General features: G+C 65.6%; 15 protein-coding genes. 8 read left to right on the plus strand and 7 right to left on the minus strand.

What is annotated here, in order from left to right; translation table 11 throughout:
• Positions 1-782 (minus strand): TorF family putative porin (locus AC51BJ_RS01165; protein ID WP_496279066.1); only part of this gene is annotated, 782 nt, incomplete at its 3' end.
• 668 nt (positions 783-1450) lie between these two features.
• Here AC51BJ_RS01165 and AC51BJ_RS01170 point away from each other — a divergent pair.
• Complete coding sequence (locus AC51BJ_RS01170; protein WP_430432686.1) at positions 1451-2812, plus strand: trimethylamine monooxygenase; 1362 nt, start codon at positions 1451-1453, stop codon at positions 2810-2812.
• Between the two features lie 104 nt (positions 2813-2916).
• Positions 2917-5199, plus strand: a complete 2283-nt coding sequence (locus tag AC51BJ_RS01175) for a trimethylamine N-oxide demethylase (protein WP_496279067.1) — start codon at positions 2917-2919, stop codon at positions 5197-5199.
• A 107-nt stretch (positions 5200-5306) separates the two neighbouring features.
• Here AC51BJ_RS01175 and AC51BJ_RS01180 read toward each other — a convergent pair whose 3' ends face one another.
• Positions 5307-5705, minus strand: coding sequence for a GFA family protein (locus tag AC51BJ_RS01180; RefSeq protein WP_496279068.1), 399 nt, complete (start codon positions 5703-5705; stop codon positions 5307-5309).
• 171 nt (positions 5706-5876) lie between these two features.
• On the opposite strand from AC51BJ_RS01180, the gene AC51BJ_RS01185 reads away from it, so the two are divergent.
• From AC51BJ_RS01185 to AC51BJ_RS01210, 6 genes are all read left to right on the plus strand, one after another.
• Complete coding sequence (locus tag AC51BJ_RS01185) at positions 5877-6995, plus strand: aminomethyl transferase family protein (RefSeq protein WP_496279069.1); 1119 nt, start codon at positions 5877-5879, stop codon at positions 6993-6995.
• Between the two features lie 70 nt (positions 6996-7065).
• Entirely contained in the window at positions 7066-7662 is a 597-nt protein-coding gene (locus AC51BJ_RS01190; RefSeq protein ID WP_020163247.1) for a dimethylamine monooxygenase subunit DmmA family protein, read from the plus strand.
• The gene (locus AC51BJ_RS01195) at positions 7659-8618 is read left to right on the plus strand and encodes a PDR/VanB family oxidoreductase (protein WP_496279070.1); all 960 of its coding nucleotides are present in this window, start codon (positions 7659-7661) and stop codon (positions 8616-8618) included. The genes AC51BJ_RS01190 and AC51BJ_RS01195 overlap by 4 nt, the downstream gene beginning before the upstream one ends.
• 10 nt (positions 8619-8628) lie before the next feature.
• A complete protein-coding gene (locus AC51BJ_RS01200; protein WP_430432681.1) occupies positions 8629-9672 on the plus strand; it encodes a heme-dependent oxidative N-demethylase family protein in 1044 nt (347 codons plus the stop codon).
• 485 nt (positions 9673-10157) lie between these two features.
• On the plus strand, positions 10158-11111 hold the full coding sequence (locus tag AC51BJ_RS01205) for a PEP-CTERM sorting domain-containing protein (RefSeq protein WP_496279071.1): 954 nt from the start codon (positions 10158-10160) through the stop codon (positions 11109-11111).
• A 157-nt stretch (positions 11112-11268) separates the two neighbouring features.
• A complete protein-coding gene (locus AC51BJ_RS01210; protein ID WP_496279072.1) occupies positions 11269-11916 on the plus strand; it encodes a CPBP family intramembrane glutamic endopeptidase in 648 nt (215 codons plus the stop codon).
• Positions 11917-11931: 15 nt separating this feature from the next.
• Here the strand turns inward: AC51BJ_RS01210 and msrA are convergent, their stop codons facing one another.
• The 5 genes from msrA to AC51BJ_RS01235 all read right to left on the minus strand — a co-directional run bounded on the left by msrA (position 11932) and on the right by AC51BJ_RS01235 (position 14298).
• Positions 11932-12438 carry a peptide-methionine (S)-S-oxide reductase MsrA gene (gene msrA, locus AC51BJ_RS01215; RefSeq protein WP_496279073.1) on the minus strand — a complete coding sequence of 169 codons (507 nt, stop codon included), beginning with the start codon at positions 12436-12438 and terminating at the stop codon, positions 11932-11934.
• Positions 12435-12884: a peptide-methionine (R)-S-oxide reductase MsrB gene (gene msrB, locus AC51BJ_RS01220; protein ID WP_304003883.1), complete on the minus strand. Its 450-nt coding sequence runs from the start codon at positions 12882-12884 to the stop codon at positions 12435-12437. The genes msrA and msrB overlap by 4 nt, the downstream gene beginning before the upstream one ends.
• Positions 12885-13030: 146 nt before the next feature.
• Entirely contained in the window at positions 13031-13615 is a 585-nt protein-coding gene (locus AC51BJ_RS01225; RefSeq protein WP_496279074.1) for a GNAT family N-acetyltransferase, read from the minus strand.
• Positions 13616-13621: 6 nt separating this feature from the next.
• Positions 13622-13819 carry a hypothetical protein gene (locus AC51BJ_RS01230; RefSeq protein WP_496279075.1) on the minus strand — a complete coding sequence of 66 codons (198 nt, stop codon included), beginning with the start codon at positions 13817-13819 and terminating at the stop codon, positions 13622-13624.
• A gap of 62 nt (positions 13820-13881) precedes the next feature.
• The gene (locus tag AC51BJ_RS01235) at positions 13882-14298 is read right to left on the minus strand and encodes a hypothetical protein (RefSeq protein WP_496279076.1); all 417 of its coding nucleotides are present in this window, start codon (positions 14296-14298) and stop codon (positions 13882-13884) included.
• Positions 14299-15428 lie beyond the last annotated feature (1130 nt).

The following is a 15428-nucleotide window of genomic DNA, read 5'->3' on the forward strand; positions in this document are numbered from 1 at the left end:
GTGCGCTTCACGTAGATCAGCCACTTGCTGTCGCCGGTGTCCTTGCAACGGATGCCGTTGTCGCAGATGGTGTAGAAGTTCTTGTCCGCGTTCGTATCCACATACGCCACCGCCGCCTGCCAGCCCCCTTCGAAGTTCTTCGTCACGCCGACCTTCCAGTCCGTGAAGTCGTAATCGTCATAGTTCTTCACCTTCTGGTGACCGACGTGAACGTTGGCGATCCACGACGGCATGAACTCGTAGTTCGCGTTCAGCTCGATGTAGTCCGAACCGTCCGAATCCGCTCCGAAAGCCTTCTTGCTGAAACCGAAGTAGTCGGTCACCGCGTACGAGTACTTCAGCTGGATGAACTTCCACGTCACCGCCGCGTTCAGTTCCAGCGTGTTCAGGCTCTCGCCCGACGGATCGTACTTGCCGCCCGGGAAAATGAACTGCAGGAAGCCGACATCGAAGGTCCAGTCGTCGATGGTCTTGGCAAAGCCGCCATAGACGTCGATCTCGCCGGTCGCGTTCGACAGCGCCAGGTCGCTCACATTGGTGCCCCAGATGCCCAGGTAGGCGCCACTCGAGTGCGCGAGGTCGAAACCGCCCTGCACCGCCGGATTTTCCTGCGTGTAGCTGATGCCGCGGAAGATGTACTGCGAGAACAGGCCCACATTGGCACTGATCGTATAGGCCGGCGCGGCGGCCGCGGCTTCCTGAGCCTGGGCACAGAACGGTACGGCGAGCAGGCCCAGCAATACGGCGCTCAGGGTGTTGCGGTGACGTCGGTGGTTAAGCACGGTGTTCTCCCTCTGTTGATCCACGGTTTCGGGCGATCTGAAAAAGCGGACGGCCTGCCCATAGCTGTCCGGTTGTGAGTCGGCGCGCGACCTGGCGTCGTTGCCGGATGCGACCCTGATACTCGGAAACGGGTGTGGCGAAGAATCTGCACCGGCCGCGACGCTGCGACTGGCGGGAGTGCTGAAGGAAGAAGTGCGGAAGGGGTCCGGAGAGGCGTGTCCGTGATCGGCGTCAAAACGGCAGCAGCACTGCGTCACCCTGATCTCCCCGCACTTCGCGACCGGCTGACGTTGCGCGGTCGTCTCGATGTGGGTCCGATTATTGGAAGCGGGCCGCCGTCGGAACAATTCTCACAAGGGATTACCTCTTAAGGGGTAAGCAGGGGCCAGGGATCAGGGGCTGGGGGCGAGAGGGGCCGCGCCCTGACCTCGTGTGGCGCAGCCACACCTGTTCCATAGCCCCTGATCCCTAGTCCCTAGCCCCTCGACTCACCCGCCCCTTACCCCTTAAGAGGTAATCCCTCTTGAGAATTGTGGGCATTGATCGGCCTTCGCATCATTCGCCGCACCTGAGACGCGGCGAATGCACGACGTCCAGCGACCGACCGGGCAGCCGAGCGCATGCCGCGGTCGTATCCAGAACGGACCACACAAGAGGGATACAGATCATGAAGAAGCGCGTTGCCATCATCGGCGCCGGCCCCAGCGGCCTGGCCCAGCTCCGGGCCTTCCAGTCCGCCCAGTCCAAGGGCGCCGACATTCCGGAAATCGTGTGCTACGAAAAGCAGTCGGACTGGGGCGGCATGTGGAACTACACCTGGCGCACCGGCCTGGACGAGCACGGCGAGCCGGTGCACGGCAGCATGTACCGCTACCTCTGGTCCAACGGCCCGAAGGAATGTCTGGAATTCGCCGACTACACCTTCGACGAGCACTTCGGTCGCCCGATGGGTTCCTACCCTCCGCGGGAAGTGCTGTGGGACTACATCAAGGGCCGCGTCGAGAAGGCCGGCGTGCGCAAGTACATCCGCTTCAACACCGCCGCCCGCAACGTCACCTTTGACGACGCGACGAAGAAGTTCACCGTCACCGTGCACAACTACGACCAGGACGTGACCTACTCGGAAGAGTTCGACTACGTCATCGTCGCCAGCGGCCACTTCTCGACGCCGAACGTGCCCTACTTCCCCGGCTTCGAAACCTTCGGCGGCCGCGTGCTGCACGCGCACGACTTCCGCGACGCGCTCGAATTCAAGGGCAAGGACGTACTCATCGTCGGCGCCAGCTACTCGGCGGAAGACATCGGCTCGCAGTGCTACAAGTACGGCGCCCGCTCGATCACCAGCTGCTACCGCACCAACCCGATGGGCTACAAGTGGCCCGCCAATTGGGAAGAGAAGCCGCAACTGCTGCGCGTCGAAGGCAAGACCGCCCACTTCGCCGACGGCACCAGCAAGCACATCGACGCCGTCATCCTGTGCACCGGCTACAAGCACCACTTCCCGTTCCTGTCGGAAGAACTGCGCCTGAAGACGGACAACCGTCTGTGGCCGCTCAATCTGTACAAGGGCATCATGTGGGAGGACAACCCGCAGCTGATGTACCTCGGCATGCAGGACCAGTGGTACAGCTTCAACATGTTCGACGCCCAGGCCTGGTACGCGCGCGACGTCATCCTCGGCCGCCTGCCGGTGCCGTCGTACGAAGAGATGCACGCCGAGGACATGAAGTGGCGCGAAGAGGAACTGACGCTGGAAGACGCCCAGCAGATGTTCGAATTCCAGGGCAAGTACATCCAGCACCTGATCGACGCCACCGACTATCCGAGCTTCCCGATTCCCGAGGTCAACCAGACCTTCCTGGAGTGGAAGAAGGACAAGTACGAGGACATCATGGGCTACCGCAACAAGTGCTACCGCTCGCTGATGACCGGCACCATGGCCACGCCGCACCACACCTCGTGGCTGGAGGCACTGGACGACTCGCTCGAGGCCTATCTGAACGAGCCGGCCTCGACCGAGCAGGCCTGACGGCCCGGGGCCCACGGGTGTCACACCCGTGACCGACCAACCCTGATGCGACCCGACCTGCCCGGCCACCACCGGGCACGTCGGGTCGCGGGTGCTTCCATGACATGAACACGATCGTCGAACCTTCGCTGAATCCGGCGACTGCCGCGCGAACGCGTGCGCGCCACGTCCGTCACGTCGCTCCTGGCGGCGCGGCGGTGTCCTTCGACCTCGCCGCCGGCGACCGCCTCACGCTGACCGACCCCGAAGGCCTGCAGCCTGGCCTGCTCTACGTCGCCGGCCCGACCGGCATCGCCACCGCCATGCTGCCCGGTCTGTCGGTGTCCACCCCGGCCGATGTGCCGGCCTTTGCCCGCGCACTGCTCAGCGGCGCACCTGCCGGCTGGAGCCTGGTCTGCGCCGAGCTGTTCGGCAGCGACGGGCTGCCCGGAGCCCGGCACGTCGTCACCGCACCGGGCGCCGTGCGCTGCGCGCTGCATGCGCCAGGCGAGGACATGCAGCCCGACCAGCAGAACGCGCCGACCGAACTGATCGCCGACGTCGAGTGCGCCGAGTCGGTCGCCAGCATCGCGCCGCCGCCGCTGGCGCCGCCGGTGCTCGACCTGCGCATCGCCGCCGGCACCGCGCAGGCCTACCGCGTGAGGGCCGGCGACTACATCCAGGTGATCGACGTCGACGGCCGCCAGTGCTCCGACTTCCTCGCCTTCGATGCCGCCGCGCTGGCGCAGGGCCAGGAGTACGACCTCGACCCGACCACCACGCGCACGCTGATGGGTTCGGCCAGCCCCGGCCCCGGCCTGCTGAACAAGTACTACGACGAGCGCCAGGTGCCGCTGGTCGAGGTGGTCCGCGACACCGTCGGCCGCCACGACACCTTCATGCTGGCCTGCAGTGCGAAGTACTACGACGACATGGGTTACCCCGGTCACGCCAACTGCAGCGACAACTTCAACAACGCGCTCGAACCGCACGGCGTGGCGCGTCGTGCAGGCTGGCCCGCGATCAACTTCTTCTACAACACCATCGTCAATCACGACGACAGCATCAGCCTGGACGAACCGTGGTCGCGCGCTGGCGACTACGTGCTACTGCGCGCGATGACCGACCTGGTCTGCGCCTCCTCGTCCTGCACCGACGACATCGACCCGGCCAACGGCTGGAACCCGACGGATATCCACGTGCGGGTCTATGACGCCTCGAACAACTTCTCCAAAGGGATCGCACACCGCATGACGCCCGACGCCGCCCCCAAACTGACCCGCGAGACCGGCTTCCACGCCCGTACCTCCGCGCTCACCCGCCGCATGGTCGAGTACCGCGGCTTCTGGCTGCAGGATTCGTTCTCGTCCAACGGCCCAATCGACGAATACTGGGCCTGCCGCGAACGCGCGGTGATGATCGATCTGTCCGCGCTGCGCAAGTTCGAAATCACCGGCCCGGACGCCGAGCAGCTGCTGCAGCTCGCCACCACGCGCAACATCCGCAAGCTGGCGGTCGGCCAGATCGTCTACACCGCGCTCTGCTACGAGCACGGCGGCATGATCGACGACGGCACCGTGTTCCGCCTGTGCCAGAACAACTTCCGTCTGGTGTGCGGCGACGACTACTGCGGCGTGTGGCTGCGCGAACTGGCGGCCAAGCACAACCTGCGCGTGTGGGTGAAATCCTCCACCGACCAGCTGCACAACCTGTCGGTGCAGGGCCCGAAGTCGCGCGACATCCTGCGCGAGATCGTGGTCACGCCGCCGGGCAATGCGTCGATGGACGAACTGAAGTGGTTCCGCCTGACCGTGGGCAAGATCGACGGCCTGCCGGTCGTCGTGTCGCGCACCGGCTACACCGGCGAACTGGGCTACGAAGTGTGGTGCCACCCGAAGCACGCGGTGCAGGTGTGGGACGCCATCGCCAAGGCGGGCGAACCGCACGGCATCGCGCCGATGGGCCTGGCCGCGCTCGACATGCTGCGCATCGAAGCGGCGCTCATCTTCGCCGAGTACGACTTCTGCGACCAGACCGACCCGTTCGAAGCCGGCATCGGTTTCGCGGTGGCGGCCGACAAGGAGGATGACTACGTCGGCAAGGCCGCGCTGGAACGCCGCAAGGCCCACCCGGCGCGCGTCATGGTCGGCCTCGACATCGAAGGCACCGAACTGGTGGCGCACGGCGACCCGATCTTCAACGGTCGCGCACAGATCGGCCAGATCACCAGCACCACGCGCTCGCCCATCCTCGGCAAGACCATCGCACTGGCGCGGCTGGACGTGTCGGCGGTCGAGCTGGGTGCCACAGTCGAGATCGGCAAGCTGGACGGGCACCAGAAGCGCATCAAGGCGGTCCAGGTGAAGACCTCGCACTACGACCCGACCAAGGCCCGCGTGCGCGCCTGATCGCTGTAAGCAGGCCGCAGGGCGCGGAGCGGTGAAAGCCGTTCCGCGCCTTTTTCATTTCCGGAATGCAATCCGCACCGCCTCAGCCGCGCGGTGAACGTTCGCCCCTACCAGGCGTCGCTGCGCGGCAGCTCGTCGTCGATGTCGTAGTAGTCGGCGCGCGAGCCGGCGAAGATGTGGGCCGACAGCTTCAGTCCGGTCGGCCGATCCAGCGTGCCAGCGGTCACGTAGGTGACATCGGATCCGGCGTCCTTCCAGAAAAGGTTTCCGCCGCACCGGGCGCAGAAGCCGCGTTTCACACTGGGCGAAGAGGCGTACCAGCGCAGGGTGTCGTCCGCCATGATGTCGAGGTCGGCGTCGGCGCAGCTCGCCATCACCGCGTGGTGTCCACTGGTGCGGGCGCACTGGCTGCAATGGCACGCCACCGGTGCGCTCAGCGCCCCCCGCACGCGGTAGCGCACGGCACCGCACAGACACGCACCTTCACCTCCACCGGCCTTCGCCATCGCTCGCCTCCCCTGTTCGTGATGCGCGCAGCGTACGCAGCAGGCGCCACTGAGCACATACCACCTAGGGGGTAACCCCTCTTGAGAATTGTCCCGTCCTGCCCCGGACAACAGAATCAGTCCCAGATCGACCGCGCAGCGCGGCGACGCCCACGACAAGGAGATCCGGGAATGCAGAGGAATTCGGTACTGAACGAGCGGCACCGCCAGCTCGGTTCTAAGCTCGACGGCGATACGTGGAACAACATGCCGATCCCGTGGAGCTACAACAGCTGCCCGCACGACGAAGTCGTCGCCACGCGTACGCGCGCCGGCCTGTACGACGTGTCGGCGCTGAACATCGTCAACGTGACCGGCCCGGACGCCGAAGCCGTGATCGACCGTCTGGTCACCATCGACATCACCAAGCTGAAGCCGGGCACCGCCCGCCTCGGCGGCGAAGTGAACGAAGCTGGTGCGCTGGTCGACGACATCATGATCATCCGCGACAGCGCCGAGAAGTTCCGCATTTCGCACGGCAGCGGCGCCACGCCGAAGACGCTGGCCGCACTGGCCGCCGGCAAGAACGTGAAGATCGAGGCCGACCTTGACGTGCACATCCTGTCGCTGCAGGGCCCGGTTTCGCTCGACGTGCTGGCCCCGCACACGCCCGCCGATCTGGCCGCGCTGCCCTACTTCAACCACGTCGAAACCACGCTGTTCGGCAAGAAGGTGACGCTGGGCCGCGGCGGCTACTCCGGCGAGCGCGGCTACGAGGTGTACTGCAGCGCGGCCGACGCCGTGTTCCTGTGGGACACCATCCTCGAGGCCGGCAAGCCGAAGGGCGTCATCCCCTGCTCGTGGACCGCGCTCGACCTGACCCGCGTCGAAGGCGCGCTGCTGTTCTTCCCGTTCGAAATGCCGGAAGGCGACACCACGCCGTGGGAAGTGAACATGGACTGGGCGGTCGACCTCGACAAGAAGGGCGATTACATCGGCAAGGCTGCCGTGCTCGCACTGAAGGGCCGCGAACGCGCCAAGCAGGCCGGCATGACCGTGCTGCACCACGAAGCGGTCGAAGCAGGCGCCAAGGTCTATGACGGCGAGAAGGAAGTCGGCGTGGTCACCTCGGCTTCGTACAGCCGCCTGCTGATGCAGTCGCTGGCCATGGTGCACCTGAAGCCGTCGTACTCGAACATCGGCACCCGCCTGACCATTGCCAGCAAGGCCGGCAAGCTGGCCGCGCTGGTGGTGCCGACGCCGTTCTACGACCCGCTGCGTCAACGTACCCATCCGGACAAGAAGCGCTGATCGCGCATCGAATCCGACCCGCCGCGCGCTCCGGCGCGCGGCATGTCTGCAACTCGCATCGAGACGCCGCATGAGCACCCCAGCCATCAAAAGCCAGCCGGTTTACGCAGAGCTCGAATGGGATCGCGCCGGTACGCATCACATCCTATTCGTTGCCGCCGAGGACGCCGCTCTGGCGCAGCGCCTGCTGTCCAACCCGCCCGCCGGCACCATCACGCTGATCCACCTGGGCAGCACGTCCGCCGAGGCGCGCAGCTGCTGGTCGCAGGGTCTGCCCGACAGTGCGCTCTATCTCGAAACGCACTCGCTGGCCGAGGCGCTGGAAGTGCTGCGTGACGCGCTCTACGTCGCGCAGATGGGCACGCGCATCTATCTCGCCGGCCCCGAGGACGCGGTGTGGCAGGCGTCGCGCGTGGCTGACGGTTTCGGCGTCGGACGCGACGAAGTTCGCTACGCACAACTGGGCAGCAAGGCACGCCCGGTGTTCTGCGTGCATTGCCGCACCATCACGCGCGGCGTGCACACCAACATCGTTTCATGCAGCGGCTGCGGACGATCGCTGTTCGTGCGCGACCACTTCTCGCGCCGGCTGGGGGCCTACATGGGCTTCCAGATCGACGCCGAAGTGCCGGGCGAGGTCCCCGCTGCGGAGGTGGTCTACCCATGAGCAGTGCATCCCTCAACGTAGAAATCCGCCGCATCCGCGAACTGGCGCCGGGCATCCGCGAATTCAGCCTGTCGCGCACCGACGGCGAGGAGTTTCCGGTCTATTCCGGCGGCAGCCACATCGTGCTGTCGCTGCCGCTGGGCGATCGCCCGCATCGCAACCCCTACTCGCTGCTGGGCGACCCGACCGTGCGCCACACCTGGCGTGTGGCGGTACGCAAGCAGGAGGAGTCGCGCGGCGGTTCGCGCTGGCTGCACGAGCAGGCGCGCGAAGGCATGCGCATCGATATTTCGGCGCCGGTGAACCTGTTCCCGCTGATCCGCACCGGCCGCCGCCACATTCTGGTCGCCGGCGGCATCGGCATCACGCCCATCCTGTCGCAGGCGCGCGAACTGGCCCGCCTGGGTGCGGACTTCGAAGTGCATTACGCCTACCGCGGTCCCGAATACGGCGTGTTCTCCGACGAGCTGGAGGCGCTGGCACCGGGCCGCGTGCATCACTACGTGCAGTCGCGCCGTGAACAGATCGAATTCGGCTCGCTGCTGGCAGGCCGCCCGCTGGGCACCCACTTCTACATCTGCGGTCCGGCCGGCATGGTGGCCGCCAGCATGAACGCCGGCAAATCGCTGGGCTGGCCGGAAAGCCATCTGCACAGCGAACAGTTCCTCGCACCGACCGGCGGCGAGCCGTTCGACGTGAAGCTGGCGCTGAGCGGCAAGGCCTTCACCGTGCCGAGCGATCTGTCACTGCTGGAAGCGATCGAGCAGCAGGGCGTCGACGCGCCCTACCTCTGTCGCGGCGGCGCCTGCGGCCAGTGCGAACTGGAAGTGCTCGGCGCCGAAGGCGAGCTGATCCATCACGACCTGTATCTGAGCGCCGACGAGCGCGCGTCGGGCAAGAAAATCATGCCCTGCGTGTCGCGCCTGAAGGGCGGTTGCCTGACCCTGAACCTGTGAGGAAGACGACATGAGCATCGCATTCAAGCCGGACGAAACCTTCCGCGGCGACTACACCTACCGCAACTCGCCGGCGGCCATCCGCCGCTTCCCCTTCCCCTTCCATCAGGACCAGTACATGTACTCGGTCAACATGGAACCGCATACCAAGGGGCCGGCCGGTTCGGTGTTCGAGAACGCCTTCGACATCGACGAGCACTACATCGCCGAAATGCGCGACCGCGCCATCACGCTGGAGCGCGATCCGGGTCGCTGCGTGTCGCTGCCGCACATGATGGACGCCGAGTGGGACACGCTCGAGCTGATCATGGAATCGCTGTCGCGCGACTATCCGGACATGTTCACGCTGGCCAGGGACGGCGCGCGCTGGACTTGGATCAACAAGCCGCTGGGCATCGAGCAGACCTTCACCTTCGGCGATGCCGCCACGCTGCCCTGCCCGCCCTTCGAGTACATCACGCGGCAGACCCAGGGTGACTTCGTCATCATGGACCAGCGCGACAACGATCTGTTCGCCGACGCCGGCATGATCACCTCGCAGGCCGACTGGTCGCTCATGTTCGACGCCGGCATGAGCTTCATGGAATGGCACGGTCCGGTGCCGCTGGCGCATGAGCTGGGCGTGTTCGAGCGCGCGCTGAAGTACCTGCTCATGCTGCAGCAGGGCCGCCCGGTGCGCCGCCTGAACTGGACCATGACCATCAACCCGCGCCTCGACACCTCGCCCGAAACCTACCCCGAGTGGGGTCCGGACCGCGCCAGCGTGACGCCGGACAACGTCGGCGACAAGGTGCATCTGCGGGTCGAACTGCAGGCCCTGTTCCGCCTGCCGCGCAGCAACGGCATGCTGTTCTCGATCCGCGGCTATCTGGCCAGCATGAACGAGCTGGCCACCTATCCGCGCTGGGCCAAGCGCCTGCATCGCGTGCTGAGCACGCTGCCGAACGAGCTGGCCGAGTACAAGGGTCTGGTGCGCTACAAGCCGACCACGCTGGACTGGCTGTCGAAGTTCGACGACGGCGAAGTGCTGCCGGCCGGTACGCAACCGGAGTAAGCAGCGCTTAGCGCGCTCGCGGCGGACATGGGGGGTGCCCGTGTCCGCCGTTTTCGTTGACGGCTCACAGCGCCGCCGAAGGCAGTGCCGCAGCTCGGCCAGCGAGCAGGTTCACTCCTGCGGCCCCCTCGGCTGCGGATCAGGCACGCCTCCCCTGTAGGAGCGGTCTTCTGACCGCGACTGGGCCGGTCATCATTCGCCGCCTCGTACCCGAGCGCCGCAGTCGGGGTCAGAAGACCCCTCCCACACTTTCATCACGCGCCGCGCCCGCCTGTTCGCCACGTCAGGCGCGCAACCTGCGCCCTCATCCGGCGCGGCACGGCTGAGAGCCCCCCCTCAAATGAGGGTGTCGACACGCCATACAGCACTCAGGTCGTACACTTCCGTTCGCACGCAAACGATTGATTTGAATGTGAACAGTTCTCGGCTGGTGCGCATCTTGCTGCGGGGCGGGACTCATCCTTCAACCGCCCCAGGAGGTCACCATGCCGCGCGCCCTTGCCCGTCTTCCCGTGCTCACCCTGTTCGCCACCCTGTCGTTCCAGGCCCACGCATTGACCCAGGTTCAGTGGGTAACGCCAGCAGAAAGCCAGATCGTCAGCGGTGGCGGTCTGCAGTCGGTGAACCTCGATGAAACGCCTTACGTGTCGGCGGGTGGCGTCACCTTCGTCGGCAAGGCGCAGGGCGACGATGCGACCGGCACGGTGCGCGTGTTCAGCGAAATCGACAGCCGCGGCGTCGGCGGTGTCCCCGATCTGCTGATCGGCTCGGCTTTCGCCCAGAACACGAGCAGCGGCGTGCTGGTCGGCAGCCCGGGCAGCGGCCCGGTGGACGTCACCTTCGTATTCACCTTCGACGGCAGCTTCCACACCTACAGCGGCAACGTGTTCCACCAGCTGGTCGGCACGCTGACGCTTGGCGTACCGTCGAGCACGGTGGCTTTCACCAATGTGAACTACCAGTCGCAACTGGCGTTCCGCACCGACCTGCTGGACGACACGGCCGTGCGCACCGAAAGCAAGGGCAACGTCACCTATTTCGAACCGGGCTTCGTCTATGTGGATGAGCCGTACGCCGGCGCCACCAGCAGCGTCATCAACGACGACATGGACGACCTGATCGGCGAAATCCGGCTCACCGTCACGATGGCGCCGGGCCAGAGCTTCGTGCTGGTGAACAACCTCAGCACCCAGGTCACGCCCGAACCCATCCACCCCGAAGCCGGCCCGCCGTTCGACTACAGCCAGTCCTGGGGCGCGGTCGATGGTTTCAACACCGGCCGCCTGAGCATCCTGCTGCCGCAGGGCTACACCCTCGAAGGCAATACCGGCTTGCTGACGGCCGCGGTCGCACCGCCGGTGCCCGAACCCGCCACCTGGGGCCTGATGGCGGCCGGTCTGGCAGTGCTCGGCGCCTTCGCGCGCCGCCGCAGCACCTGATCGACATCCGTCAGCCACGACCGGTAAGGGAGAACCGGCTCCGTCGCGTCATGCCGGGGTGATGCGCAGCCGATGCAATATGGCTAACATGCGCATCGCCAGCGCGCCGTGACCGACACCCGGCGCTCCTTTCACACGCGATCCGGACCATCCCACTTTGCGCACCACACTCACCCTGCGGGAAGCAGGGATCGTTTCCCTTCTCTGCTTCGGTCTGCCGATCACCCTGTCGCTGCAATCCGCAGCCAGAGATTTTCCGGTGGAGGGCTTCAGCGACACGGGCATGCTCTGGACATGCATGTTCGAAGTTTCGGCGGCCATCGCCGCGTTCACCTACCTCCGATGGCAACAGCAGGATCTGCAGCCGGCACTGCCCCGCCCAACCCTGCGCGGCAGCCTCGCTGGCGTTCTGCTCGCCTTCGTGGCATGGCTTGTGGCCGTGTTTGCCACCGAACCCTTTGCCGACAGTTCTGGCGCGGGTCACGTACAGCAGATGATGCTTGCGTCGCAACCGTCGTCGGCCGTCATCGTGACGACCGCCATGGTCAACGGCACTTTCGAAGAGGTATTCCTGCTGGGCGTACTGACGCGCGGCCTGCGCGGATTCGGTCTGTCGGTCGCGATCGGCCTTCCGCTCCTGCTGCGCACCTCGTATCACCTTTACCAGGGTCCGGTCGGCATGCTGGCCGTCGCCATCATCGGACTGACCTTCGCATTGCACTTCGTACGGACCGGCCAGCTGTGGCCGCCGGTGTTCGCGCACATGCTCTGGGACGTATTGCCCTTCTGCAACACCGACGTCTGACCGGCCTCGCAGCGCTTACTGATCAGCCTTGCGCGGCAGCACCCAGTTCGGTCGAGGGAAGTGGCAGGTGTAGCCGTTCGGGAAATGCTCCAGATAGTCCTGGTGCTCAGGTTCCGCTTCCCAGAAATCGCCGACCGGATCGACCTCGGTGACCACCTTGCCCGGCCAGATGCCGGACGCATCGACGTCGGCGATGGTGCGCAGCGCCTCGTCGCGCTGCGCTTCGCTGGTCCAGTAGATGGCCGAGCGGTAGGACGGCCCACGGTCGTTGCCCTGACGGTTCGGCGTGCTCGGGTCGTGTATCTGGAAGAAGAACTCCAGCAGCCGGCGATAGCTCAGCTGCGCCGGATCGAACAGGATTTCGATCGCCTCGGCGTGCGTGCCGTGATTGCGGTAGGTCGCGTTCGGCACGTCGCCGCCGCTATAGCCCACGCGCGTCGACAGCACGCCGGGCAGGCGGCGGATCAGCTGCTGCATGCCCCAGAAACAGCCGCCGGCAAGCACAGCGCGTTCGGTGCTCATCGCACGTCCTCCACCTGATCCAGATAGTCGCCGTAGCCCTCGGCCACCATGTTGTCGCGATGCACGAAGCGCAGCGACGCCGAGTTGATGCAGTAACGCAGCCCGCCGCGGTCGCGCGGGCCGTCCGGGAAGACGTGGCCGAGATGGCTGTCGCCGTGCGCCGAACGCACTTCGGTGCGGATCATGCCGAGCGAGGCATCGCGCAGCTCGGTCACGTGCGCCGGCTCGATCGGCTTGGTGAAGCTGGGCCAGCCGCAGCCGGACTCGAACTTGTCGCTCGACGCGAACAGCGGCTCGCCGGACACGATGTCGACGTAAATGCCCGGCTCGTGGTTGTGCAGGTATTCGCCAGTGCCCGGGTATTCGGTGCCGTTCTGCTGCGTAACCCGGTACTGCTCAGGCGTAAGGCGGGCGATCGCCTCGGGTGATTTCGTATAGGTCTTCATGCGTCCTCCTGTGGCGTCGTAGACCGCGCCCCCGCGGGCGCGTTCTGCGTTTCTTGTCATCGCCGAGGATAGCGCGAACGGCTTCGCTCATCGTGCGCCGGCATTCAGGGTCCGACGCCGTTCTGCCGCGCCCGGTACAGACCGCTTCAAGGCGCCGTCGGAACATGCGGAGATGTCAGTGCGCCCTCCATGCGGCAGCGGCGCAATGCCTCGCCCTGACGCAGCACGACCTCCTCGGCAACGACGGCCAGCCCGTGGCGCTCGAAGAATGGGCGCGCCGCCAGACTGGCCTCGGCAAAGACGCGCTCGGCGCCGGCGCGGCGGAGGTCCGCGCAAGCCGCACGGAAGAGTGCGGACGCCACACCCCGGCGCGCATGCTGCGGCGCCGTGAACAGCAGATCGACGTGACCCTGATGCGTGTAGCCGATGAAACCGGCCACCTCAGCGCCGTCGCACGCGAGCCGGGCATGCAGACGCGCCAGGCGGGCGCGCCAGACGTCCGGATCGGGCGGCAGCGGTGCCCAGGCGCAACACTGTTCGCGGGTATAGACGCGACCCGCAAGATCGTGAACCGCCGCGGCAAACACTGCCATCAGCGCATCGAGGTCGGATTCAAGCGCCTCGCGTATCTGCATTTCAAAAAGACTGATTCGGTTGAACCCTGCAGTCGGGCGGATCGTGCATGACGGCCCCATCAAGCAACGGCGGTGCGAGGGCGACCCGCCCAGCATCGCAGACTATTCGCTGCGCCCCCGCGCCGGCCACTCCGCAAAGGCGAACACCCACAACGCGATCACGTTGACGAAGGGCACGAGCAGCAGCAGTGAGAACGCGCCGTTGTACCCGGCCTTGCTGACGATGCGCCAGGCCGGAATGACGAAGATCACCAGAAAGGGCAGGAAGAACAGCCCGTGATTCATGCCAAGAAATCCCATGGAATGCTCCTCTCAAACGGCTGCTGCGTGCCCGCAGCGTGGCCGGTCAAGCATACGCCGGGCTAGTGCTCACACTCGAGCGCCGTATGCACCCAGCAGCCACCCCTGTCGACACAGGCATCGATCATGATCTCGCGTGCAACCAAGGGGGCAAGCGCCAGACCGGCCGCCACCGCGAGCAGAAGACAGGCCAGCGTGCCGATCCGCGGAAGGCGACCCAGCGCCCGAAACATGCCGACCGCCGCCACAAAGGCGGCGAGCGACCAGAGGAACGAAGCGAGGGAACGTCGCTCCCAGCCCAGCTTGTGAGGCCCCGGCGGTCCGCCCGCGACCCAGGCACTGAAGACGGCGTCGTTCAGATACAGCAGGCCAACCAGACCGAGGCCAAGCAGCGCTGCGCACCGCGCAATGCCGAGCATCAGGCCCGTTGCAGACACGATCGAACGGCGTGCGCCGTGCTCAGGACGCGGTGCGCTCATGTACCTTGTTCGCCATCGAAACGGTGCTGAAAGTGCCCACGACAACACAAGCGATGGCATAGCCGATGCCGAGGCTCGCACTCGCCCTCACGGCAACACCGAGAAGCGCCCCAGCGCCCTCGGCCACCGGCATCGCCATCCGGAGCGGGATATCCGCAAGCGACCAGAGCCCGATGGTTGCAAGCCAGGGCCAGAACGTCCTCGCGGCGAGATCGGAGCCACACGAGGAGCAACGGAAAGCGCGCTTCAAGCTCAGCCAGGACAGTCGTGCATTGCAGTGTGGGCAGCGCGCAGACATGAATGATCTCAGCGTGGGACGGGCGGCGACCGCGCTGCCTCATCGCGCGACGGTCAGGCGAAACAGGAGCAACCTAGTGGTCACGCTTTCATGCTTCCTCGTTCAATCAGTGTTCGGTCCCCATTGACTGCATGGGCACTGTCCGGCCCCCTCTTTACTGATTCGGAGGACGTCCCGATGCCACGCAAGCGCGGAGTGCAGTCAACTTCAACCTCGCTGACCGTTGCACTCGCTGCTTCGTGCACAGCACGCCGAACTCCGCCGCCCAAAGGTGTTTGCGGGCACACCGGGACAGAGCATCCGCTATTCGAGCCCAAGAACCGCCCCCACCGACTTTTCAATCAGCTCGACCAACTCGGCATCCATGTACCGGTACTCGTCCGGAATATCCAGGACGTGAATCGGCTTGTTCTCGAGAACTCGCCTGTACTCAGTCATTAGCCGGGACTTGTGCTTCTCTTCCATGACGAAGACCACATGAGCCCATGAAAGGTCGGCAGCGGTGACGGGGTGCCTCGCATTCGGGCTTGTTCCGCCAGACCTGACCGAGAGCGATGGATGCTTACGCCACACCTGCTCCGCCGTCGGGCTTCGCCACTGGTTTCGGCTGCAAACAAACAGGACATTTGTTCGGACCGAAGCTTTCACGCTTGCTTCATGCGCTTGTTTCAAAGCTGAACCTCGATGACCCGCGGGGAGTCGATCACAAGCTGCTTTGATCGGGCAAGCTTGGTTGACCGGATGTACAGATGTTTCCGGTTTCCCTCGCGCTTGAAGTCTTCGGGCATGGCTTGAAACGCCTGACGTTTGACATGAGGGGCGGCCGGAGGCA

Source organism: Methyloversatilis sp. S146-33, assembly GCF_059552495.1.

Coding starts and splice junctions, on each gene's coding strand:
- AC51BJ_RS01180 (WP_496279068.1), bottom strand. CDS start 5,705: ATGGCGAAGGCCGGTGGAGGTGAAGGTGCGTGTCTGTGCGGTGCCGTG.
- AC51BJ_RS01235 (WP_496279076.1), bottom strand. CDS start 14,298: ATGAGCGCACCGCGTCCTGAGCACGGCGCACGCCGTTCGATCGTGTCT.
- AC51BJ_RS01200 (WP_430432681.1), top strand. CDS start 8,629: ATGAGCATCGCATTCAAGCCGGACGAAACCTTCCGCGGCGACTACACC.
- msrB (WP_304003883.1), bottom strand. CDS start 12,884: ATGAAGACCTATACGAAATCACCCGAGGCGATCGCCCGCCTTACGCCT.
- AC51BJ_RS01230 (WP_496279075.1), bottom strand. CDS start 13,819: ATGGGATTTCTTGGCATGAATCACGGGCTGTTCTTCCTGCCCTTTCTG.
- AC51BJ_RS01170 (WP_430432686.1), top strand. CDS start 1,451: ATGAAGAAGCGCGTTGCCATCATCGGCGCCGGCCCCAGCGGCCTGGCC.
- AC51BJ_RS01195 (WP_496279070.1), top strand. CDS start 7,659: ATGAGCAGTGCATCCCTCAACGTAGAAATCCGCCGCATCCGCGAACTG.
- msrA (WP_496279073.1), bottom strand. CDS start 12,438: ATGAGCACCGAACGCGCTGTGCTTGCCGGCGGCTGTTTCTGGGGCATG.
- AC51BJ_RS01175 (WP_496279067.1), top strand. CDS start 2,917: ATGAACACGATCGTCGAACCTTCGCTGAATCCGGCGACTGCCGCGCGA.
- AC51BJ_RS01205 (WP_496279071.1), top strand. CDS start 10,158: ATGCCGCGCGCCCTTGCCCGTCTTCCCGTGCTCACCCTGTTCGCCACC.
- AC51BJ_RS01185 (WP_496279069.1), top strand. CDS start 5,877: ATGCAGAGGAATTCGGTACTGAACGAGCGGCACCGCCAGCTCGGTTCT.
- AC51BJ_RS01190 (WP_020163247.1), top strand. CDS start 7,066: ATGAGCACCCCAGCCATCAAAAGCCAGCCGGTTTACGCAGAGCTCGAA.
- AC51BJ_RS01225 (WP_496279074.1), bottom strand. CDS start 13,615: ATGCTGGGCGGGTCGCCCTCGCACCGCCGTTGCTTGATGGGGCCGTCA.